Source organism: Robertmurraya massiliosenegalensis JC6 (genome assembly GCF_000311725.1).
GTDB lineage: Bacteria > Bacillota > Bacilli > Bacillales > Cytobacillaceae > Robertmurraya > Robertmurraya massiliosenegalensis.
Genome location: NZ_HE978512.1, coordinates 659,161 through 680,221 on the forward strand (window position 1 = coordinate 659,161; position 21,061 = coordinate 680,221).

The 21,061-nt window shown below is 36.4% G+C and carries 20 protein-coding genes and 2 pseudogenes; 2 read left to right on the plus strand and 20 right to left on the minus strand.

Features of this window, described 5'->3' with window-relative positions; all coding sequences use genetic code 11:
* Positions 1 to 1,254, minus strand: coding sequence for a 3-isopropylmalate dehydratase large subunit (locus BMSHG_RS09505; RefSeq protein WP_019154219.1), 1,254 nt, complete (start codon positions 1,252 to 1,254; stop codon positions 1 to 3).
* Between the two features lie 169 nt (positions 1,255 to 1,423).
* Here BMSHG_RS09505 and BMSHG_RS09510 point away from each other — a divergent pair, with 169 nt between their 5' ends.
* Positions 1,424 to 2,311, plus strand: coding sequence for a LysR family transcriptional regulator (locus BMSHG_RS09510; protein ID WP_019154220.1), 888 nt, complete (start codon positions 1,424 to 1,426; stop codon positions 2,309 to 2,311).
* 242 nt (positions 2,312 to 2,553) lie between these two features.
* Here the strand turns inward: BMSHG_RS09510 and BMSHG_RS09515 are convergent, their stop codons facing one another.
* Positions 2,554 to 2,910, minus strand: a complete 357-nt coding sequence (locus BMSHG_RS09515; protein ID WP_019154221.1) for a nucleotide excision repair endonuclease — start codon at positions 2,908 to 2,910, stop codon at positions 2,554 to 2,556.
* A gap of 86 nt (positions 2,911 to 2,996) precedes the next feature.
* Positions 2,997 to 3,776 (minus strand): GGDEF domain-containing protein, encoded by a 780-nt coding sequence (locus BMSHG_RS29060; protein WP_316245663.1) that lies wholly within the window; start codon positions 3,774 to 3,776, stop codon positions 2,997 to 2,999.
* A 49-nt stretch (positions 3,777 to 3,825) separates the two neighbouring features.
* Between BMSHG_RS29060 and BMSHG_RS29065 the strand changes: the two are divergent.
* Positions 3,826 to 3,936 (plus strand): annotated as a pseudogene (locus BMSHG_RS29065) (phage tail protein); the annotation flags it as partial.
* A gap of 62 nt (positions 3,937 to 3,998) precedes the next feature.
* Here the strand turns inward: BMSHG_RS29065 and BMSHG_RS09525 are convergent.
* The 17 genes and pseudogenes from BMSHG_RS09525 to BMSHG_RS09600 all read right to left on the minus strand — a co-directional run bounded on the left by BMSHG_RS09525 (position 3,999) and on the right by BMSHG_RS09600 (position 21,013).
* Positions 3,999 to 5,591: an ATP-binding protein gene (locus BMSHG_RS09525; protein ID WP_019154223.1), complete on the minus strand. Its 1,593-nt coding sequence runs from the start codon at positions 5,589 to 5,591 to the stop codon at positions 3,999 to 4,001.
* Positions 5,592 to 5,938: 347 nt separating this feature from the next.
* On the minus strand, positions 5,939 to 7,099 hold the full coding sequence (gene dltD / locus BMSHG_RS09530; protein ID WP_019154224.1) for a D-alanyl-lipoteichoic acid biosynthesis protein DltD: 1,161 nt from the start codon (positions 7,097 to 7,099) through the stop codon (positions 5,939 to 5,941).
* Complete coding sequence (gene dltC / locus BMSHG_RS09535; protein WP_019154225.1) at positions 7,099 to 7,335, minus strand: D-alanine--poly(phosphoribitol) ligase subunit DltC; 237 nt, start codon at positions 7,333 to 7,335, stop codon at positions 7,099 to 7,101. The genes dltD and dltC overlap by 1 nt, the downstream gene beginning before the upstream one ends.
* 15 nt (positions 7,336 to 7,350) lie before the next feature.
* Entirely contained in the window at positions 7,351 to 8,508 is a 1,158-nt protein-coding gene (dltB, locus tag BMSHG_RS09540; RefSeq protein WP_019154226.1) for a D-alanyl-lipoteichoic acid biosynthesis protein DltB, read from the minus strand.
* Entirely contained in the window at positions 8,505 to 10,013 is a 1,509-nt protein-coding gene (gene dltA, locus BMSHG_RS09545; RefSeq protein WP_019154227.1) for a D-alanine--poly(phosphoribitol) ligase subunit DltA, read from the minus strand. The genes dltB and dltA overlap by 4 nt, the downstream gene beginning before the upstream one ends.
* Before the next feature lie 18 nt (positions 10,014 to 10,031).
* Positions 10,032 to 10,178 (minus strand): teichoic acid D-Ala incorporation-associated protein DltX, encoded by a 147-nt coding sequence (locus tag BMSHG_RS27485; protein WP_083879334.1) that lies wholly within the window; start codon positions 10,176 to 10,178, stop codon positions 10,032 to 10,034.
* 13 nt (positions 10,179 to 10,191) lie between these two features.
* Positions 10,192 to 10,863 carry a response regulator transcription factor gene (locus tag BMSHG_RS09550; protein WP_019154228.1) on the minus strand — a complete coding sequence of 224 codons (672 nt, stop codon included), beginning with the start codon at positions 10,861 to 10,863 and terminating at the stop codon, positions 10,192 to 10,194.
* A 77-nt stretch (positions 10,864 to 10,940) separates the two neighbouring features.
* The gene (locus BMSHG_RS09555; protein ID WP_019154229.1) at positions 10,941 to 12,683 is read right to left on the minus strand and encodes a sensor histidine kinase; all 1,743 of its coding nucleotides are present in this window, start codon (positions 12,681 to 12,683) and stop codon (positions 10,941 to 10,943) included.
* 545 nt (positions 12,684 to 13,228) lie between these two features.
* Positions 13,229 to 14,005, minus strand: coding sequence for an SDR family NAD(P)-dependent oxidoreductase (locus BMSHG_RS09560; protein ID WP_019154230.1), 777 nt, complete (start codon positions 14,003 to 14,005; stop codon positions 13,229 to 13,231).
* A 106-nt stretch (positions 14,006 to 14,111) separates the two neighbouring features.
* Positions 14,112 to 14,480 carry an ArsR/SmtB family transcription factor gene (locus tag BMSHG_RS09565; protein WP_019154231.1) on the minus strand — a complete coding sequence of 123 codons (369 nt, stop codon included), beginning with the start codon at positions 14,478 to 14,480 and terminating at the stop codon, positions 14,112 to 14,114.
* Positions 14,481 to 14,652: 172 nt separating this feature from the next.
* Positions 14,653 to 15,750, minus strand: a complete 1,098-nt coding sequence (locus BMSHG_RS09570) for a DUF6920 family protein (protein WP_019154232.1) — start codon at positions 15,748 to 15,750, stop codon at positions 14,653 to 14,655.
* 367 nt (positions 15,751 to 16,117) lie between these two features.
* Positions 16,118 to 16,576: a GNAT family N-acetyltransferase gene (locus BMSHG_RS09575; RefSeq protein ID WP_019154233.1), complete on the minus strand. Its 459-nt coding sequence runs from the start codon at positions 16,574 to 16,576 to the stop codon at positions 16,118 to 16,120.
* Positions 16,577 to 17,128: 552 nt separating this feature from the next.
* Positions 17,129 to 17,472, minus strand: a pseudogene (locus BMSHG_RS29070) (AraC family transcriptional regulator); the annotation flags it as partial.
* A 164-nt stretch (positions 17,473 to 17,636) separates the two neighbouring features.
* Positions 17,637 to 18,701: a DUF4030 domain-containing protein gene (locus tag BMSHG_RS09585; protein WP_019154235.1), complete on the minus strand. Its 1,065-nt coding sequence runs from the start codon at positions 18,699 to 18,701 to the stop codon at positions 17,637 to 17,639.
* On the minus strand, positions 18,682 to 19,206 hold the full coding sequence (locus tag BMSHG_RS09590) for an RNA polymerase sigma factor (RefSeq protein ID WP_019154236.1): 525 nt from the start codon (positions 19,204 to 19,206) through the stop codon (positions 18,682 to 18,684). The genes BMSHG_RS09585 and BMSHG_RS09590 overlap by 20 nt, the downstream gene beginning before the upstream one ends.
* 165 nt (positions 19,207 to 19,371) lie before the next feature.
* Positions 19,372 to 20,364: a virulence RhuM family protein gene (locus tag BMSHG_RS09595; RefSeq protein ID WP_019154237.1), complete on the minus strand. Its 993-nt coding sequence runs from the start codon at positions 20,362 to 20,364 to the stop codon at positions 19,372 to 19,374.
* Between the two features lie 316 nt (positions 20,365 to 20,680).
* Positions 20,681 to 21,013, minus strand: a complete 333-nt coding sequence (locus tag BMSHG_RS09600; protein WP_019154238.1) for a hypothetical protein — start codon at positions 21,011 to 21,013, stop codon at positions 20,681 to 20,683.
* Positions 21,014 to 21,061: the final 48 nt, after the last annotated feature.

Consider the following 21,061-nt stretch of genomic DNA (forward strand, 5'->3'; position numbering starts at 1 on the left):
TTATTTTAAATACTGCGTTGGGTCTACAATTTTTCCTTCGAGTGCGGCGGCAGCTACAGCAGCTGGTGACCCTAGGAAAATATTCGCTTTCGTATGACCCATCCTTCCTGGAAAATTCCGATTTGTCGAGCTAATACATGTCTCACCTTCAGCGAGCATACCTTGGTGTGTGCCTAAACATGCTGCACAACCAGGGGTAACAAATGTTGCGCCTGCCTGTAAAAGAGTTTGTATATGACCTTGCCCCATAGCTTCCAAGAAGACTTCTTGAGATGCTGGAACGACAACAAATCTTGTTCGACTATTAATTTTCTTTCCTTCCAAGACTTTTGCGGCTGCGGCTAAATCCTCGACTCGACCACCTGTACAAGATCCTAAATAGGCTTGATCAACAGGTCTACCAATAAATTCTTGAAGATCAGCAACATTATCTACGCTAAATGGTGCTGCTAATTGTGGTCTTAAATTTGAAACATCAAAAGTAAGTTCATCCGCATACTGAAAGTCCGGATCTGTTGTGAAAATCTCATACGGCCGAGTTACTTTAGCTTTTAAATAATCAAAGGTGACCTCATCTGGTTGAATGTAGCTTGTTTTAGCTCCCATTTCAGTGCTCATATTACATAATGCCATTCGCTCTGAAATTGAGAGTTGTGATACGACAGGTCCCGTAAATTCTACGCCTTTGTAAACAGCATAATCAGCACCTACTTGGCCGATAACATGTAAGATGATATCCTTTGCAAAAACACCCTCTGGAATAGTGCCAACGAGATGAATACGTACAATCTCAGGTACACGGAACCAAAGCTTACCCGTAATTAAAATGGTGGCCAAATCGGTGGCCCCAACTCCTGTTCCAAATGCCCCAAACGCACCGTGGGTTGTTGTGTGTGAATCGGTAACAACGACAATTTCACCTGGATGGGAAAGTCCTCGATCAGCCATGACTTGATGGCATACACCCTGATTAGTATCCATCAATAAATCAATGCCCTGATCCCAACAAAATTCCCGAAATTGCTTTTGATTATCGGCTTGTGTAATCGTCGAAGCAGGAGCATAATGATCGAGAAACATGATGACTTTACTAGGGTCATAGACTTTTTCTCCACCCATTTCATAGAAAGAGCGAATGGTCTGCAGATAAAGATCATTAATCCCAGCAAGATCAACCTCACAATTGACAATTTCACCTGTTGACACAGATGTTTTTCCGGATTTTTTTGCTAAAAGCTTTTCGATTGCATGCATGTTAATCCTCTCCTATAATCGCTTTCTAAATCGCTAACTTATTGGAAGATCTATCTATTCGTCTTCATTAAAACACTTATAATCGATGACGTCTAATACATTATTATTATAAATCTGATAGTATTAAGTAATGGATTGGAATTAAATTTACTATTAATAGAGGTGACTTATGGAGTGGCAGCAACTCGAATACTTTAAAATTGTGGCGGAAACTCAACATTTTACCCGTGCAGCAGAAATACTTTCCATAGCTCAACCAACCCTCAGCCGTTCAATTTCAAATCTAGAAAGCGATCTTGGTGTTCCTCTATTTGAACGACTTGGGCGTCAAGTAATCCTTACCCGTTATGGAAAAATGTTTTATAAAAGGACATGCGGAGTACTTAAAGAGATTTCATTGGCAAAGCAAGAGCTTCAAGATTTGGTTGACCCCGATCATGGAAGAATATCAATAGCTTTTCTGCAATCACTCGGGGCATCCTCTGTTCCAAAGCTTATTCATCATTTTTTAAAAGAGTATCCTTTCGTACATTTTGAAATGTATCAAAACTCTCCGAACGAAATACTCGATCAGCTAGATAAAGGAGAGATAGACTTTTGCTTTTCTGCCATCACGCAACAAAGACGTGGAATTGAATGGGTACATTTGTGGAACGAAAAGATCTTTGCTTTTGTCTCAAATGACCACCCCTTAGCGAATCGAAAAAATGTATCCATTCACGAGCTGGCAGAATACAAGTTTGTTACATTAAAACAGGGATATAGTATAAGGACCGTTTTTGATCAAATATTTAACGCCACAGGACTCCAACCGTCCATCACTTTCGAGGGAGATGAAGCGGTTACAGTTCTAGGATTTGTTTCTGCTAATCTCGGCATCTCTCTACTTCCAAAAATAGAAGGCTTACGCATCGGAAATATAAAGCAATTGTCCATTCGTGAACCTGTTTTTGAAAGAAAGATTGGATTAGCCTGGAACAAGGAGAAATATTTAAGTCCAGCTGCAAAAAGATTTCAAGAATACGTGGAGAAAATGTATCAAGAAGAAGATGAGTGACTAAATTTTAAAGGTTTATGGCACCTGCAAACATCGGAATTCCGGAACTTTTGAGCATAATTCCGGAAAAAATAAATTAATTCCGGAACTTTGAGCAGGAATTCCGGAACTTTTTCACTTTTTCCGGAACTTTCTCCAATAATTCCGGAAACACAAAAAAACCGGGCATATTGCACTACTTGCCCGGTACTTGTATTTTCCTTCCTTCAATCAGAAGAGATCGCTTTATCGTGAATCAACGATCAGCGAAAGAATACTTTATCTATATTATACTTAGCTTTTAATTTGTTAATGATATAGGTTTCATAAATTTCTCTATGCACAGGATCATCCACGATACAGACGGCGATTTTCGTCACTTCGTCTCTGTGCATTTTCATTGGAGATACCGTATCTTCAAAATGTTTTTTAATTCGTTGCCTTAACTTCCTAGCTTTTCCTACAAACAGTAGCTCATCATTATTGTTATAAAACATAAAGATACCGCCCTTATCCCTGGTGATGAGGTGGAAATCTGTAAAACCATAAATATTACTAAGCTCTGGATGGTCCTTTTTTGTAATGGTAACATCCGCTTTTGGAATCGTTATGTTAATCATTGAAGCACACTTCCTCTTTTTATATTTATACTAATTCATTATACCCTTTTTATTCCCCCACTCCTAAAAATCACACGAATCTTATTTTACATCCTTGGTCTCTTTACTCTGTACATTGCCTTATCTGCTTCTTTAATCATGTTTTCTAAATTTGCATCAGGTACATCTGCTGTGTATGACCACCCGATACTCCCTGACACTTTTATCGTTTGTTCCGTTAATAGTATAGGCTCTTCTAGTGCATCTTGAATGCGCTCTATTAGATTTTCTACATTAGACATATCGACATTGGATGATAAAATGACAAATTCATCTCCACCTAATCGGCAAAGTAAGTCTTTATTACTCAATAACTCATTTAACCTAGATACCGTCTTTGCCAGTAATTGATCCCCAACTTCGTGTCCATAGGTATCGTTTGTTCGTTTAAAACCGTTCATATCAATAAATAATAATGCGATTGATTGAACTTTTTTCTCTTTTAATAAAGAAAACCTCTCCTTTAGTAATAAGCGATTCGCAGCCCCAGTTAAAGGGTCTTTATAGGCCAGTTGCTTAAGCTTATTGTTTGCCTCTTTTATTTTAAAAATAAAGGTTAATAAAAATGTTGTCGTAAATATTCCGAACATCACAAAGTAAACCAAATCCTCCGTACTAACATTCGGAAAAATCTCAGTGCGAAGATAAAAATATGAATAAAAGGTAAGAATAATCGAAGCAATGCCACCCATCACTACCAATTGGTAGCTTTGATAAATAGCACTTAACGGAAGAGCTAACCACATAAATAGATACTTTACTAAAAACGGATTATTTTTTAATAGGTAATAAAAATAAAGGTAGATGCAGCCGATAGTTGTATACATCGTAATCTTCGGGTTTACTTTTTTATAAATGAACAAAATAGGACCTATAGGGATGGAAGTTCCAAAGGCATTAGACGGAAAGTTTAAGTTTAGTAGGCAGAGGTCTAAACTAGCCGGAACCATTCGTGGATCGTTTTTTGTCATTAAAGGCGAATACTAACCGTAAACAGCACCTCTCCATCCAATTAGAAGGTGCTGTTACTTTTTTTGATTTCATTGATGTTAAGATAGAGGCAACCATATGGTAAAAATAGTCCCTTTTCCTTGTTCACTTTCTACTTTGATTCTTCCATTATGCAATTCAATAATATTATAGCTTAACGATAATCCTAGACCTAATCCGTTTTTCTTCGTTGAATGAAAAGGAACAGAAAGTTTGTCTAACGTATTTTGATCCATTCCAAATCCATCGTCTTTAATCCCGATTTCAATCCCATTATCTAGATGACTCTGCTGAATATCAATTGATATATTCCCCTCAAACTCAATTGCATCATAGGCGTTCTGTAGAATATTTAGAAAGACCTGCTTCATTTTATCCTTATCTATTTGAACCTTTTCTTTATAAGAAGCATGATAATGAATCTTAATATTTTTATTTCTAAAATCATTCTCCATTAACGTCAAAATATCTTCGATAAGGGCATGTATGCTTACACTAGATTTCGAGATTTCTTTTTGATCAGGTTTTGCCATCATCACAAATTGCTGAACAAGATTTTTTATTCTTTCTAATTCACTAAACATGATTCTAAAATATTCTTTTTGCTTATCGTTACCCGTTCTTAAACTTTCTTTAAGAACTACTAATAAACCAATGATGGATGTTAGTGGATTTCGAATCTCATGAGCAAGTCCGGCACTTATTTTCCCTATTGCTGACAATTTCTCACTTAGCATCAGTTGTCTTTCCAAAACAAGTCTTTCTGTAATATCTCTAAACTGGCCAAATGCTCCGTTTATTTGATTGGATTCATCATAGATGGGAAATGAGTCAAATAGATACGTTTTATTGGCTATCGATATTTCTACATCTTCGTACTTATTATGACCTCTTAACACATCCCCCATGTACTCTCCGATAACAGCTACTTCTGTAATTTGACGATTACAAATATCTTCTTTTTTGCAAGCTAAAACGTTCTCAGCAAAAGGGTTTATTTCGACTATTTTTCCGTCCTCATTGGCTAAAACGACCCCGTTTCGACTGTTCTCCATAAGCACTTGATTCAAGACTAATAGTCTCTTATTTTGCTTCTTTACTCTAACCTCTCGTTCGATCGAATCTACAGCAGACTGAAGTAATCCTACATGGAAAGAAGATGCGTGATGAGCAGCCATCATTACCGAAATCGTTCCACTTATCTTCCCAGAGGAATAAAATGGTACAGAGAAACAAGCACTTTCATGTAAACATTGAAAGAAATGATCTGGTCCAATGAGTTGGGCTGATTGTCCTATTTTTAATGCCATTTCAATACTATTTGTTCCCGCCTCTTCTTCCTTTAATCTAATTCCGGTAGATAAACCTAAAGATTCAATTTGCCCCTTAATCATTTCATCTCCGTACATCTCTATCATGTAACCTTCATGATCAGTAATAACGATAACAACGGCTGTCCCATCCAATTCAGCTATTAACTTCGTCATGAATGTTCTTGCTACAGAGATAGTTTCAGCGAGCTTAGTTTTCTTTTGTTCTAACTCTCTTTCTGACAATTTATCCTTAGGCGCCGAAAAAACATGCGGTTTCATGTTTCGATTAAGACATCTTTGGTGTGAATTATATATATAGGTATTTCTATTTTCCATCATCATTAAAGCCACCATCTACAAATTATTTTGCAAGTTATTCATTTCAACTTACTATGAATATATCATTAAACCACATTCTACACTAAAACGCAGTTAAGAATATTTATTCATAAATAAATTGTAATTGAAATACTATTGATTTCAATCTCATTTATTACATTTCAACAATTTACTAGTTGGCGAAACATTGTTCGCAGTATAAGGATAAGTGCAGCTGTCTCTGTTGCACCACTTTTTCGGGTAAATCATGGTCAACAGAGACAATAGAGATAAAATCCATATTATCTTTCATCATGATGTATATCACATACAAAGACGACCCACCTATTAGATGAGTCGTCCTACTGTTATTCGAGGAACTTCTGCAAATCCTCATTTAAATATACCCAACCTTTCCAACCAATATGAATCGTGTCACGCATAAAATACGGATCGTATTCATGGTCGGAATAGTCGGCATAAGTAAAGTCACTATCACTAATCTGCTTCTTAATACGAGAGTAGTAGTCTTGACGTCCTTTTTTAGGAAAGCCTGTGTAATCATAATACGCCCCATTCACGGGGATAATGACAAACAGTGGTTTAGCATCTGATTCTTTGAGAATATCAAGCATCAGTTGGAAATCATCGTATTCTAGCGATTCTGCATAGGAATGTCTTTTGTTCTTTCCTTCCATGCTCTTGATGTAGTCGTTCCGATGTTTATACACTCTATCATCAATATAAAAGCGGGAATGTTGCGTCCTTTCTTCGCCATATGTAGCGGCTTGTGCCCGTAACTCCTCCCAAGTCTTGTCCTTCACTTCATCTGACTGATAACGATTCGTTGGTTTATCCATCAGAATGGTGAAATACATATCTTTTTTCTTAAGAATCGATATATAAGCCTTTGCAGGAACTGATAAGGCATGAAACATCACCTTTTTGTCATTCAGATACGCATTGTAAAGTTGAGAAAGGATCGTATCGTTCTTGACTGCATCGTACTGTTGTAAACGTTGCATCAATTTCCGTTTCACCTGCTCGTCCACTTCCTTATTGAAAGGAAGCTGGTACGCTTGCAGTGAGGAATAATTGGGTGAAAAATGCTGCTCGTCTGTACCATTCTTGACAAACCACTGCGGCGATACGATAATGACCATCTGCTTGTTCTTCAATTGTTTGGCATGCGTTGCAAAGTTTAAGTCATGAATAATAGAGGTCATTCCGCCTTTTCCAATTAAATAAGGTGTAAAGGCTGCATCATTCGTTTCGAAATAATTCGATGGATGAAATGGATCCCAGCGCGACAATTCAGAAGAACCATAGATCGGGACATACGTAGAACTTTTGAGCATTTCACTTTGCAAATAGGTTCCTTGAAACATATTTGGCTCCATACTGATAGCTGATTCTTCCAAACGATCTGCTGGAATTAATTTGGCCAGCCATGATTCAGGTATGAATACGACCCCTGTAAATAGGACCAATGCAAGTATGATTGGCCCAAACAGATACTTCTTCTTCATTATTTCAGCTCATTTAGACGCTCAACGATAGCATTGGGTGTATTCCATGTATCTCGGTCAAACTCCGTTATTGGTACATTAATATCAAGCTGCTCCTCGAATTGAACAAGTAATTCCACTGTCGCAAATGAATCCATCAATCCTGCCTCAAATATATCCAAATCATGCTCTTCTTTCACAACATCATCTTCACAAACTTCTGCAATAATTTGTAGTACCTTCTCTTTAAAATCCATATTTACATTCCCCTTTTATTGAAATGGTCTGCCGGAAAACAGATAAAAACCGAAACAAACGACATGAAAAGTGATGACGATTGATACCATTGTCATTGCTCTTCCTGTTGGCCAGCGTTTATGTTTTTTATTCCAGCTCTCGAAGAAGTTAAATCCGGTCATCATCAAAGCATGGTAGGCTCCATACATGATGTACTGAATCGCCAATCCATGCCATACTCCCATCAGCAAAAACAGTAGGATATAACCTAAATTCGAAACGAGCATTTTGTTCTGTATCCATTTTTTCTTCTTCATTAGAAAGACGAAGCGCATGAATACATAATCACGGAACCAGAATGACAGTGACATATGCCATCTGTTCCAGAAATCCTTGATGTTGCGGCTAATGAAGGGCTTATTAAAGTTCTCCGGTGATCGGATTCCCATAATATAACTAACTCCGACCGCAAATGCCGTATAGCCGGCAAAGTCGAAAAATAGGTATAAGCTATAACTGTACATATACAACAGTTCCTTCGTGATCTGACCATCCGCTATATAATCTAGATTCATAATGAAGTACGTATTGATGCTATAACCAATGATAAATTTATATAAAAAACCAAGGAAGATTTTATTAATCCCTTTATAAAGCAGTCCCTTGTACTCCTCTTTTGTCCAGTGCTTTTCTTCATCCTTTTGAAATCGGCGGAAGCGATCAATCGGACCTGATGAAATCGTTGGGTAAAACAGCATAAAATTGACAAGCTGAAAAGTCGAGATCTGCTCCTTAATCAATCCATCTCTTGTTTCCATAATAATTTGGACCGCTCGGAATGTCAGATAGGAGATCCCTAGAAAGCTTGCCCAATTATCCACTGCCAAAATCGGCAATACCTTCAATAAAATCAAAGGCAGAATCGACAGAAAACTAATTATATAGAATACGAGACTGATATTCTTTACCCGACGATACGTGATATAGCCTTTTACGAGTACAACCTGAAAGATGCTAAAGACTACTAACGAGAAGAAGCCTTCGTTTCCTCCAGAAAATATAATAGCCAATACAACAATGGTGACGAACACATTGTAATAACGCAGGCGCTTGCCCATTATGCCGAGAATCATCGTTGGCAACAGCAAAATACCTAGAATGATAAAGAAAAGGAATGAGCTATATGGGGTCATGCAAATACCTCTTCCTGCATTTTCTTACGGTCTGCTTTTCCATTCATCGTCATTGGAATAGCCGTATGATACGTGAACTTACGCGGGATCATATATGCTGGTAAGTGTAAAGCAAGATCCTTTCGAATCGCAGCAGTCAATTGGTACTCCTTCTCAAAGTTATGTTCCGCTGGTACCACCGCCGCAATCAAGTATTCAATTTCCTCGTTTGGTGCATAAGGGATAATAATGGCAGCCTTAATATACTTAGACTGATTAAGGTGGAACTCAATCTCCTCCAACTCCATTCGGTAGCCATGAAGTTTAATTTGATAATCCAGTCTGCCCAAGCAGTACACCAATCCGTCCTGAATAAAACCGGCGTCTCCGGTACGATAGGCCTTCATTCCGTCTATCATCCCGAATGCATTTTCTGTCAGCAACGGTTCACCCAGATAGCCTTTTGAGACACTTGGCCCCACAAGGATAAGCTCCCCTTTTTCTCCTTCAGCAAGCGGATTACCCGATTCATCCACAACGAGAATACGCATATCAAATTTTGGATAGCCCACTGGTAGTGCTTTCTCTTTTGCAAGCAAATCTTCCTGAATTTCAATAGACGTCACAGCTACTGTTGCTTCTGTAGGACCATACGTATTAAAAATCCTTGCACTTGGAAAACGTTCTTTCAGCTCTTTGGCTACAGCTAAAGGTAGGACCTCCCCACAAAAAAGGAATACCTCAAGATCAGGAAGCATCGTTTGATTAAAATCTGGATTTGGAAAACACATTTGTACAAAGGATGGCGTTGAAGTCCATATTTGTAATCCAGAATGACTTAAATTCTCAAACAAAAGCTTTGGCTTATTGATGACTTCTTTCTCCAATGTATGAATGGTACCCCCGCTCTGAAGCGATGGGTAAAAGTCCATGACAGACAGATCAAATGAGAAAGGCGCTTGGTTCAAGAACACCTTGCCTTGACCTAACGGAAAGTCACCTGTCATCCAATCGGTAAAAGATTGTAAATTTGCTGCAGTTATTTGCACACCTTTGGGATTACCAGTACTTCCGGATGTATAAATGATATAAAAAACTTCATCTGACTTAATCCAGTATTCATCACTAATAAGCTCTCCTTGTTCTAGTACGAGTTCCAGTACCTGCATGTCTAAAACCATGACATGTTCAAAATCCAGCATGTTATCAGTTGTATTAATGACCAAACCTGCACCAGATTTTTCTACGATTAGACGAACTCGTTCCATTGGGATGGACGTATCAACCGGTATATAAGGATGTCCAGCCTGTGCACAGGCAAGGAATGACACTGGCATATCCATTCCCATATGACCATACACGACAACTGGAGTCTGCCGCTCGAGCTGGATGGCTTGTATAAAACTTGCTAGCCTGCTCGATCTGCTCCATAGTTTTTTATAGTTAAGCGCTTTGTCCTCTGTACGAAACGCGATCTGTTCGGGGTTTCTTGCCGCATGCTGCGCAATCCATCTTAAAAGTTTCATTTAAAGTATCTACTCCATTTAAAAATCATTATAAATATAGTTGCCTGTATTGGCTGTATGGAAACCGTACATAAAGAACAAGGTAATTAGGATTGCCAAATAAAAACTAGTATGTAAAGCAAACCGGACACCAGTGCTCTTAAACAGTTGTTTAAGCTTATTCATTTTCTCTCTTCTTTTATTCAAATTTATAGCCAGTTCCTATCACAGTACGGATATGATGGGATTCACAGCCTAATTTAGCTCTGAGCTTTTTAATATGGGTATCAACAACACGACTATCACCATCAAAATCCAGCCCCCATACATGGTTCAAGATGGTTTCACGAGAAAGAACATTATTTTTATGCTGAATCAAGAACAACAATAATTCATATTCCTTTGGTGTCAATTCGACTTGTTGACCCTCAAGCTGAAGCTGATGGGACTTCGTATTAATGGTTGCTTCACCGAAGCTAAGCATATGACCAGTTGGCAAATATTGTTCAGTTACTCGTTTCATTAAAGAATTAGCACGTGCTACTAACACTCTTGGACTGAATGGCTTCGTTACATAATCATCAGCTCCAAGTTCAAACCCATGAATTTTATCATCGTCACTAGATTTTGCTGTTAGTAGAATAATGGGTACTCCTGACCTCATTCGAACGTGCTTGGTAACAGCAAACCCGTCCATTTGTGGCATCATAATATCGAGAATGATTAAATCCGGAATTATAGCATCAAACCAGTCGATACCACTGCTGCCATTATCCGCTTCATACACTTCCCAGCCGTCCTTTTTGAAATAATCTGCTACCACTTCTCGAATTCGTACTTCATCCTCGACAAGCACCACTTTCTTCCCCATCGTGAATCTTCCTTCCAATTTCTAAATATTAACAAGGATATATGTCTTTCATGTGTCCTCATAAGAAATTAGTCCTATTACTTAAAAAGGATATAGAAACGCACACCGTCAGGCATATTTTCGGCCCCGTATTGAAATCCATGTAAATCTAATATTTGCTGAACAATTGCCAGTCCTAATCCTGTACCGCCCGTCATTCGGCTCCGAGAAGATTCGGTCCGATAGAAACGTCTCCAGATTTTATCCAGTTGCTCTTCTGGTATTTGCGTACCTTTGTTTTCAATTTTGAACACAACCCTACCGTTTTCCTGATCTAATTCAATTCGAATGACAATGACAGAATTGGGCTCACTATGCCGGACCGCATTTATAAGAAGATTTTGCATCACTCGTTCCAGCCACTCATAATCGGCCAAAATATGCTGTTCATTCTTCGGTAGGATTTCAATTAGGACATCTTTCTTCTTTGCGATATAGAATAATTTATCAGCTAAGTTCTCTATCATTTCACTGAGTAGAAAAGATGTTTTTCTTAGCTTAATGGCACCGTTCTCCAACTTAGCCAAATCCAGCATATCTGTAATCAGCACTTCCATCTTTTCTGACTCTTCAATAATCACTTCTACATAGTGGTCTTGCTTATCCGGATTAACGCCATCCTGTAGGCCTTCAGCGAAGCTTTTAACGATGCTAAGCGGTGTCTTCAGTTCATGTGATGCATGCTCAAAAAATTCACGCTGTTCCTTTTCCATCTGCACACGTTTTTCCACATCTTGCTTTAGCTTTCCATTGGCTTGTTTCAAATCATTTAATGCGACATCGAGATTTTTTGCCATAACAAGCATATTGTTTGAAAGGCTCCCCAATTCATCTTTCTGCTTAATCGGTTTCACCGTTGAAAAGTCTAAATGTACCATTTTTTTAGCCATTTCATTTAGCTTAATCAGCGGTCTGCTTACAATACGGGAAAAGAATAGCGAAAGCAAAAGAATGAGAACGAAGCCCGCTATTCCGATATATACATAAAAATGTTGAAGTGCTTCATTGGTTTCTCTGATTTCTTGAAGCGATGTGACAGATAACATAAATTGCATTTCGTCATCTTTTTTAATCGGCTCAATGAGTACTAAATTATGTTTACCACTCCATGGCTCCACCCAATCCAGCTGCAAACTTTCCCCTTTGGAAAGCTGCTTGATCTGCTCTTCCTTTAATGGAAACCATTCCAACAGCGCATCGTAGAGAATTCCTAGTCCTCTTTCGATCATCCCAGCCTTAGGCAGTGAAATACTTTTTACTTTTCCTTCGATTGTCACTTCGTTCTCTACTAAGTCTTCACCGACACTAGCATCATTCTTCGTAATAACAGATGGATAAATGACTGAAGCTACTTCAGCATCTGCCTCTCCTTGCACCATCAATATATCGCCCTCTGCGATATGCAAAGCTCGAATCTGTTTTCCATAATGGGTGACGAGTAAGGAAAGAGATACCTCTACAACATTGCCATCTCCTGTTTCCAGCATGATAATAAACGGATCCTGTACCAACTGGAAACCTTCTGCATCGACAATCGTCAACGGACTTTTCGTCTTCCTCATGTAAGAAAGTGTCTGTTTTGTTAGTTCCGCTTCACTCCAAGAATTTTGTTCATACCCTTCTGCTAATTGATGTATGTACTCTGCTGCCTCTTTCGTTTTGTGATGCTGATAAAAACGATCAAAGAATAATAGCTGTAATATCAAAATCATGGCGTAAAACACCAAAAAGAATAAAGCTGTTACAGCGAATAATTTAACAGTGATCCCGCGTTTTTTCATGTTATACTCCCTTATTTCTTGCGACAGTTTTATTCATAACTTAAGTTATGAGTATGTTTTTTATGTGTCCGAGTCGATTTCACAATGTACGAAGGTAAATTTAAAAACGAACACTTCCATCCTGAAGTTCTAATATTTATATTGTTTAGAGTTGCATTCATTCGTTTTTTAACTTGAGAAGCACTAGATATACTACCTTCTAAATAGTAAACATTTTTTCGAATTGTGGAACCTTTTTTTATTTCTAGAGAGATTACAAAATGAAAAATTGCTATAAGGGGAATCATATAAGAGAAGAAAGCTATTTTATGAGGTGGTATAGAACGAGGATTATGATACAAGCTGCTACGGTCTTTCGTGTGTGCGATTTATATATAAAATACATATTCAATAAGCTATTTAAAACCAAAAAACCACTTAAAGCACTTTCTCCTCAATGAATTAAGCGGCTTTTTTAAATCAAACTTCGCTCTGAACAAGTCCACAAAAAATTACGGATGAATTATACAAAGAATATTTCAATTGATCAACATCATCAAAGTACCTTACTTCTTAAACATGTTCGCTGCGATGTTTAGTACAGTCTTTCTAGGAAGCAAGCGAGAAAACAAGGAAAAAATATAGTTTGTTCTACCAGCTATTTGATAACTATTGCCTTTTTCTATTCCTTTAAAAGCCGTTTTCACTACTTCAATTGGTTCCATTCTATTTCCTTTTAAATGGTCTGATCCAGATGAAGTGTGAAAAGAACTTCTTGTCTCACCAGGACATAGAGCTAAAATTTTGATCCCGTTCTCCCTATTTTCAGCCCATAATGCTTGTGTAAAAGATAATACATAAGATTTAGTCGCACCATAAACAGCCATGTAAGGAGCAGGTTGAAACGCTGTCATAGATGCAACATTTATAATAATCCCATTATTCCTTTTAATCATCGGTTCAAGAAATCTACGTGTTAGTTCTGTTAATGAAGTAATATTTAGCTGTATTTCATTGTTTATCCGTTCTTCGTTGATTTGATGAAAGCGTTCTAACGTTCCTGCTCCAGCATTATTCACAAGTATATCGATCCTAATCCCCCTCTCTTTTAGAGCATCCCATATTAACTTGGGCGCATGACGATTAGTCAAATCCATCGGTAAACTGATTACTTTTATACGATAATCTGACTCCAGTTTACTAGATAAACGATCTAGTTTATCTTTTGAACGAGCAACTAAAACGAGGTTACATCGCCTTTTTGCGAGTTCATATGCAAATACTTCCCCTATACCTGATGAAGCTCCCGTAATTAAAGCTGTTTTATTTTCATACTTTACCATTTTCTCTCCACCTTTTATCAAATGTTTAAACACTTCGACGTTTTAGCGAAAAATAATACTTTCTAATTTGTCCTGATTCTTTGAACGTAGAAAGTAATTTTTCACCCTATATTTTGTCGTTTTCTTTATCTTGATGATTTTCAATTTCTTCAAGACTGGACACGATCTTTTTAAGCTGCTTCACAGTTGAATGGTTAGCAGTTAACCAATAATAAACTTCTGTCGCTTCTTTTTTAGAATCTAAGATGCCTGCCATTTTCATTATTTTAAGGTGATGTGAAATAGTCGGTCTCGACATAGGAGATTGTTCAACAATTTGCGAAACATTAAGACGTTTCGATACCATAAACATCAGTAAAATATCTTGCCTAACTGGATCAGCTAGTGCCTTAAAGATCTCAGTACTCTTTCTAAGTTCGTTATAAAAAGCCTCCTTTTTCTTTAAAAGTGATTCATTCTTGTGCTTCTCAGTCATGATAATCCTCCACAACAAATCAAATGTTTAAACTCATCGACATTATATCCCTCATTCTAAATTAATCTCCGTCAAACGTCAAATTATTTCCTCACTTAACTTTCCCTGCAAAAATTTAAACTCTGGATCATCCCCATGATTGATTTAGAGTATTTCTGATATACAAGCCATTTCAATTTAAATTAAATTTAACCTTTATAACTTCAAGCTTATACCAAGTAAATGGCCCCTCATCCATTTGCCAAGTCACATTCATCTTTACTGGTATTCTGATTCCATCCATGTCACGATAGGCTTTTGCTTCAGCAATACATTCTACTAACTTGGAGTCTTCATTCACATCCTTATATCTCATAGCACTTACCTTTGCGACATCGCCAGATTCATCAAAGTAGAACGTAACAATGCCTGTAATCCCTTGATAATTCATGGTTGCTTTGGCTGTATTTTGGTCTACTTCTTCCCAGGTAATATAAGGGCTCAGTGCCGCAGATGGATACCAGGGTAATTCCATCAAATATCTTTGCATCGTCGATTGATTTGTCTTTTTATTATTCTCAACATTCACAACCGGTATAAGAGAGCCAATTTTTATAGTCATGAGTGCTTTTCCTTGCTGCAATTTATCTCTTCCAGCAACATTAAAAAAAGAATTCATTTTCATATCTACCTTCCAAAGAAAGCCAGGAGCATCAACAGTTACGTATTGCTCAATTTTAGCTGAGGACCATGCTTTCTGATCAGGTTTCAATTTCATCTGTCCAATTTGCTCATAGTAAGCAGATTGGATTTCCTCTTTACCTATTACTCCTACATGGTTCAACCACCGTTTAACAGGTGTCGGTAAAGGACTGAGCATTTGCTCATTTACTATGGGTATATCTGTTTGATTTGACTTTGCTAAAAGCAAGCCTACTTCTTTTTCAACCTGGCTAGAAAAATTCCAAGTTGCACATGAAAAAATAGCAAATATGAAAATGATTAAATTCGGAATGGTTCCATATTTCGCATCTTGCCATGAGACAATTATCAATATTTGCGATATCACTACTGCAATGAATGCAGGAATCCAAACCCAATGTTTATTATTTATTACAAGGATGCCTACAAAAAACATAAGAAACATAGTTAATAACCATACTATGCCCAAGGGCTTTGAAATTTCTTGTGTCAGTTGGCTTATTTCAGCTAAACTAAAAGCCTTCAAAAATCCAAAAAAATGAATCAGTCCGTGTAATGTTAAAATTAATAGAAAAAATAGCTTCCACATATACAACCCCTCCTAAATTAAATTGTATCTTTATTTAGGAGGGACAACTCTAAAAATTATGACAAATAAACTAAGTTTCTTGGAATCAGTAATCTCTCATCTTAATAGAATAAAGTTCACCGTCACATCACAAAGGACATACATAAAATTCAAATTAATATAACTAGCACAAAATACAAGCGATATTTAATTAAAAGCTCAGAGTAAAAATCTGAGCTTTTTTAAGAAGTTTTTTCACATAAAACTCCTGTCACCTTATGTGATCCAACTCACAAATCCCCCCTTCATGAATGAAGAGAGTTTTAGATTTGCTAATCGTCAAAAGGTGCAAAATCGTTTACTCTGTACAATAACATTCCTTAAGTAATTATCCAATTTGATTTGATAACTCCCAATTAATTATTGTTTCTGTATACTCAATTTTTTTCATACCTAGTTTTTCTAATACCCGAATTGAGCCACAATTATCTTGCATTGTTTCAGCTTTTACTTTCTTTACTTTAGTTGTATCGAATGCCCATTGTATTAGTGCACTCATAGCTTCCGTTGCGTAGCCATTATTCCAATACTTTTCAAGAAAACCATATCCGACCTCTACCATTTTGTTCCCATCTGGTTTCCCTTTAAAACCTATGTCTCCAATTACTAAATTGTCTGATTTACGAACTACAATCCAACTCCCCCAATACAATAAAGAAGGGTCTCTAATTAACTGCTCCAAATGTGTTGAAATTTCTGGTCCATTATCATAATTTTGATTTTTAGCAATTTGATAAGTTTCCTTCGTACAAGGTATAATTTTTAATCTATTGGTTTCTAGTTCCATTTTATATCTCCTTCTCATACAAATCACTTCAATATCAATTGATGTGATTGACAAAACATAGAACTATCCCCTTTCCAATTTAAGAATAGTTAATAATATCATAACTTTTCAGAAATATATACATACTAAAATAAAACTACTCCTTTCACTAACCTGCCTGTTCATACGATACCTTTAATGCCCAGAGATTTCTCCATTGGAGATTCAAATTAATTTACATCAACTTGTAGCTTGACAATAAGTTACTTGCTTTGTCGTAAGTAAGGTCTAATCTCCATAACTCTTTTGCCCCATTCATTGGCCATGTGATTTTAATGAATGCCCATTACCACACCAAATGTCCAAAACACTTTTATCCGAAATATCGCCAAATAAGTTAAGATGATTTTCGGTTAAAGAAAAAAGTCTATTTTCAAGTTCTAGATGTTTTTATTTAGTAACCGCACTTACATATGAGGTTGTTCTTCCTGGAATATCTAAAGGCTTTATATTAAGCTGAGAACACAAATTGTTTCATTATTGAAATATAATTATATCTTTCGATTTATTCATTCACTTTATTTGATCAATCAACTTCATATATTGTGTATCCCCATACCCTAAGCTTGGGAAAATCTCAAATAATCGCTTAATCAATTCGGATGAAGGCAAATGTTTATTTTTTGAAATATATTTTCTGACCATGTTATTTTCTGTCTGCATTTCTAAAAATAACTCTATAGACTGATACATCACTGGTAATACTTCATTAGTTAGCTAAAGTAATCTCTGTTTGACTTATTTGAAATTCATCCTCTCTAAAACTATTTAAAAAAACTTTACCTTTATACTGAGACTGTTCAAGATAAGCAAGAATTGTTAGAAGATTCATCTAAACAAAATATATTAAAGCCAAAAATATACAAGACTTTAATCTTGCTATTTTCGGCTTTTTTCTTTTAGTCGAATATCGTTTACTTATAATACGGTTCACCGTGACTATTTAAGAGGCAAAAAACACAAACTAAACGAGCTTGCAACCACAAGCTCGTTTTAAACTTTATGCATATTTAACAATTCTTCAAGAAGAACTTGTAATCTGTAACAAACTTTCTTTATCTTTATTTAATAATTGAATCTCATATTTATCATTTTGAATCGATTCCTTAATTTCTTCTGATCCTAAATACTCACGAATTGCGTTTTCAATTTCTGAAAGAACTTGTTCATCAGGTTGGTCTGACAATTCCATTTTTATCGAAACATGCGTCACTCCATCCTTAACCTTATAGCTTATTCCTGTTACACTATAAATTGACTTTCCTGCTAAAGGTTCATAAATGTTACTTACAATATATGCCCAACGATTGTCTTGGCTACGATGTTCTGCATTGTAATAACGTAGTTCGACACTCTTAATGTCCAAATCTTCTTTATCAATTGATTCAACGACAAACTTTTGTATTTCCTCTGCTTCCTTCACATGATCTGGCATATCAATTCCAAGTGTGTTTGAAAAAAAGCCCTTTGTAATCCCATAAGTAGCGTGTTGAGCCAAATCCGAGTATCCATACTTCTCGAAGGCCTCGCTAATAATAACACCAACATCATCCATTAACGTATCTGATTTCCTATATCTTTCTTGTTTTTCTTCAACTTCCGTAATCTTCAATTTATATTGATCGATTCCTTGTTCATATACTAACTTCTCAATTTTAGGTTCGAGAACCTTTTTCATTGATGCTAAACTATCTTCTTCTTTCAGTAATACGATATGAATTGTAAAGGGGTTAGGTGTAGTACCGACAGATGATAGATTGTAACCAGCTTGTTCTACAATTTGTACAATATCCGTATGAAGTGCATCAATATTAGAAGAATTACCTCCTTGAATTTTGAGTGGAATTATTTTTGAAGCCAACGATGCCATTGTTGTTGAATAAAACGGTGAGCTTCCTAACAATAAAAGAATAGCAACTGCTACTAAAATCCAGCTTTTTTTGTTTACTCGCTTTCGTCTCCCATCTGTCATGCTTGTAAACAAAATACGTTTTCTTAATTTATCATTGTATTCTGGCTTTATACGAATACTCTGATTTAGTTTCTTAAAAGACTCATTTAGACTATCATCGAAAGGTTGCTTCATAATCAATTACTCCCTCAATTAAATTCCTTTTTAAATCCTTTATGCCTCTCTGTAATGTGCTTTTCACTTTACTTTCTGACCAACCTAATATTTCGGCTGTTTCCCTGGTGGAAAACTCCTTTAACTTACGAAATATAATGACTTGACGATAATTAGGTTTTAAGTTTTGCAGAGCATGGAATAAGATTTCTTCTTGTTCGTTCATTTCCACCATTTGAAGTGGTAAAGGAGACATATCCCGTTCACTTAAAGATAGACTAAAATAATATCGCAATGGATTCCTTTTGCGTAAGAAATCTTTCGTAGTATTTTGGGCAATACTAAATAGCCACGTTTTTGTACTGGATTTATGTGAAAATGTATAATGTTTTCGAAACGCTTTTATAAATGTCTCCTGTGTTAAATCCTCTGCTTGCTGATAATCCTTTACCATCATCAAGATGTATGTAAAGACGGATTCACCATAATCGTCATACCACTGTGTAACTATCTCCCCTGAATTCAAAGTTTCTCTCTCCTTTCTTCCTACCTACTTAGACGCAGGACATAAAAATCGGTCGCAAAAAAAAGGTAGACATCTTTTGTCTACCCATAAAAGTCAGATTAGTTGTATAGTATATAGGCTATAACAGGAAGATTAAGTGAAAGTTACCTAATCTCTGTACTTACTTTATTTTAGTCTGTTCTTTTTTATGAAATCATCGAAATCACTATCAATATTCTTTTCTAACGGACTTTGATTAAACTTCTCATATTCCTGAATCGCTAATTGTTCTGCAACCTTTGCTGAAATCTTTCCTGCATTTTCAAGGATTTCTCGCCCATTGAATTGAAGGAAAGCATTCAACTTCTCAATCCAATCTTTCATGTACATTGGTTGATTACGTTCTGCTTGATCTTCTGCGTAATCAAGATACATCGTGACAATTCGATTAAGCGACTTCATTTCCTTCTCCGTCAAATAATTTTTGGCAACTTTGACATCTTGTTTTCGTACTTTATCGCCTTTCCAGGATGTTAAGGCCATGTTTTCTTTCATTGCATCCGCTCTCTCTGCAATCAATTCAGACGCAGTATGTCCATGGATGGCAAAATGAAGCTTATTTTGCACTGTAGCAAAGAACTCTTTTGACACTTCCGCTTTTCCATCATAATCTACAGCCGTAGCATAGATGTCAGTAATCTTTTGATAAAACCTTCTCTCTGATGCCCGTATATCACGAATCCGTTCAAGAAGCTCGTCAAAGTAGTCTTGTCCAAAGTTACGCATCTCTTTCAGGCGGTCATCATCCATTGTAAAGCCTTTAACAAGGTATTCGTTTAAACGCTCTGTTGCCCATTGACGGAACTGTGTGCCTCGATGGGAACGGACACGATAACCGATTGCAAGAATCATTTCGAGATTATAAAAAGATACCTCACGTTCAACCTCACGTTTACCCTCAGTTTGAACTATTCGGTTTTTCCGAATAGTTGCCGATTCCTGTAGTTCTCCCTCCGCATAGATGTTCTTGATATGTTCGTTTATTGTATTGACACCTTTTTGATACAACTCAGCAATTGCCTTTTGTGTCATCCAAACTGTCCCATTTTCTAACCGAACGTCTATTTTTGTATTGCCTTCTTCCGTTTGATAAATCAGGATGTTTGTTTCATTGTTCATTAACGTTCCTCCCCTATATTTCTTTTATCTATGTTGTATTTCGTCTGCTTTCATTGCTCCCTTTATTATAGCATGTCATGTAAGGGTAAGTATGGGGAAGGCAAGCATGGAATCAAGAGTCTCCCTATGTTGCTGTAATTGAATATGTAAACAATTAATGTTACATAAATGTTTACATTTCCTGAAACGTTTTTATAATCTATTATAAAATCCAATCCTATTATGCAAGATTTTCTACAAACTTATATGATGTTGCACCTGTTTGGGCAAACAAAAAAGGAAACATAACGTTCCCTCTCTTGTAATCTATTTTTATTTACAGTTTAATGTTTTTTATCCCTGAGACGGCCAATCTGTTTATCGCCATACTTACTGGTTTCCCTTCTACCTTTACCGCATTGGAGACATAGAATGTAATTTCTTGTACCCCTCTTTGAAATTTCATTCTCGTTCCAATAGGAAAATATCCCTCATATTTATATTGGCCAAATTCAACAGAAAACTTTTGTGAATCAGTCATTATGAACCTTGCCTTTCCCTGTTTGTCACAATACTCCTTTATAAACCTATCATCCTTCAATTTTTGTCCATCTAATCCTAAATTAAGTCTTTTCTGTTTTGAAATAGGTTCCAATTCCAAGTTTGCCATTATCCCTTTTATCACTTCATTATAAATGTCTTTGCTATTGTAAAGTCA

Coding starts and splice junctions, on each gene's coding strand:
- BMSHG_RS27485 (WP_083879334.1), bottom strand. CDS start 10,178: ATGAATAAGCTTAAACAACTGTTTAAGAGCACTGGTGTCCGGTTTGCT.
- BMSHG_RS09505 (WP_019154219.1), bottom strand. CDS start 1,254: ATGCATGCAATCGAAAAGCTTTTAGCAAAAAAATCCGGAAAAACATCT.
- BMSHG_RS09555 (WP_019154229.1), bottom strand. CDS start 12,683: ATGAAAAAACGCGGGATCACTGTTAAATTATTCGCTGTAACAGCTTTA.
- BMSHG_RS09550 (WP_019154228.1), bottom strand. CDS start 10,863: ATGGGGAAGAAAGTGGTGCTTGTCGAGGATGAAGTACGAATTCGAGAA.
- BMSHG_RS09565 (WP_019154231.1), bottom strand. CDS start 14,480: ATGACTGAGAAGCACAAGAATGAATCACTTTTAAAGAAAAAGGAGGCT.
- BMSHG_RS09510 (WP_019154220.1), top strand. CDS start 1,424: ATGGAGTGGCAGCAACTCGAATACTTTAAAATTGTGGCGGAAACTCAA.
- BMSHG_RS09515 (WP_019154221.1), bottom strand. CDS start 2,910: ATGATTAACATAACGATTCCAAAAGCGGATGTTACCATTACAAAAAAG.
- BMSHG_RS09585 (WP_019154235.1), bottom strand. CDS start 18,701: ATGAAGCAACCTTTCGATGATAGTCTAAATGAGTCTTTTAAGAAACTA.
- dltC (WP_019154225.1), bottom strand. CDS start 7,335: ATGGATTTTAAAGAGAAGGTACTACAAATTATTGCAGAAGTTTGTGAA.
- BMSHG_RS09600 (WP_019154238.1), bottom strand. CDS start 21,013: ATGGCAAACTTGGAATTGGAACCTATTTCAAAACAGAAAAGACTTAAT.
- BMSHG_RS29060 (WP_316245663.1), bottom strand. CDS start 3,776: ATGTATACAACTATCGGCTGCATCTACCTTTATTTTTATTACCTATTA.
- BMSHG_RS09595 (WP_019154237.1), bottom strand. CDS start 20,364: ATGAACAATGAAACAAACATCCTGATTTATCAAACGGAAGAAGGCAAT.
- BMSHG_RS09570 (WP_019154232.1), bottom strand. CDS start 15,750: ATGTGGAAGCTATTTTTTCTATTAATTTTAACATTACACGGACTGATT.
- BMSHG_RS09575 (WP_019154233.1), bottom strand. CDS start 16,576: ATGGAACTAGAAACCAATAGATTAAAAATTATACCTTGTACGAAGGAA.
- dltA (WP_019154227.1), bottom strand. CDS start 10,013: ATGAAACTTTTAAGATGGATTGCGCAGCATGCGGCAAGAAACCCCGAA.
- dltB (WP_019154226.1), bottom strand. CDS start 8,508: ATGACCCCATATAGCTCATTCCTTTTCTTTATCATTCTAGGTATTTTG.
- dltD (WP_019154224.1), bottom strand. CDS start 7,099: ATGAAGAAGAAGTATCTGTTTGGGCCAATCATACTTGCATTGGTCCTA.
- BMSHG_RS09525 (WP_019154223.1), bottom strand. CDS start 5,591: ATGATGGAAAATAGAAATACCTATATATATAATTCACACCAAAGATGT.
- BMSHG_RS09560 (WP_019154230.1), bottom strand. CDS start 14,005: ATGGTAAAGTATGAAAATAAAACAGCTTTAATTACGGGAGCTTCATCA.